The 814-nt window shown below is 29.4% G+C and carries 1 rRNA gene; it reads left to right on the forward strand.

What is annotated here, in order from left to right:
* Positions 1 to 584: 584 nt before the first annotated feature.
* Positions 585 to 814, forward strand: a 16S ribosomal RNA gene (locus tag OIF36_02630); the annotation flags it as partial.

The raw sequence follows: 814 nt of genomic DNA on the forward strand, positions 1-814 counted from the left end.
TACCTTATGTGGAAATTGTACAATGGTATGTCCACAGTATATAGATCCAAAAATGGATATTATGAATCTAAGAAATATATCTACACAATATGGATATAGTGATCCAAATATGATGAATTTCAATAATAATATGGATTTCGGATTTAATCCAAATAGCTTTTAGAAATAAGTTACAAAAATAACCAAATAAATATCTCTATAATATATTACTAATAGATATAAGATAATAAATAAAAGCGCATAAAAAGTATAAAAACCCAAAGAATTTCAAAATTTAAGTAAATTTTTAGTTTAAACTCTTGACAAGGGGAGATTTTTCTATTATAATTCCCGTCCAATTTCAGAGGAACGACATGAAAAACATGTCAGAGAAGTACGATGAGATCGGAAGTTCTTTTTACAATTTAATTAAGATGATAATTTTTATAAACCAAATATCTTAACGAGTAGTTAGAGATATTTTTTATAAGTTTTTTAACTAAAAAACTTATGTTTATAAAGAGAATCGAAATAACAACTTATTTATTCTATAAATAGTGAAATTTTGAGACTCTGATGTTTTAGATCAATCTAATTCATAATTTTTTATGGAGAGTTTGATCCTGGCTCAGAGTGAACGCTGGCGGCGTGCTTAACACATGCAAGTCGAACGAGAACGGATTTTAGCTTGCTAAAATTGTCAGCTAAGTGGCGCACGGGTGAGTAATATATAGTTAACCTGCCTCTAAGAAGGGAATAATTGCTGGAAACGGCTTGTAATGCCCTATATGCCTTTAATACATAAGTATGCAAGGGAAACGCTTTTGTGCTCTAA

Source organism: Alphaproteobacteria bacterium, assembly GCA_025800285.1.
Classification (GTDB): domain Bacteria; phylum Pseudomonadota; class Alphaproteobacteria; order JAOXRX01; family JAOXRX01; genus JAOXRX01.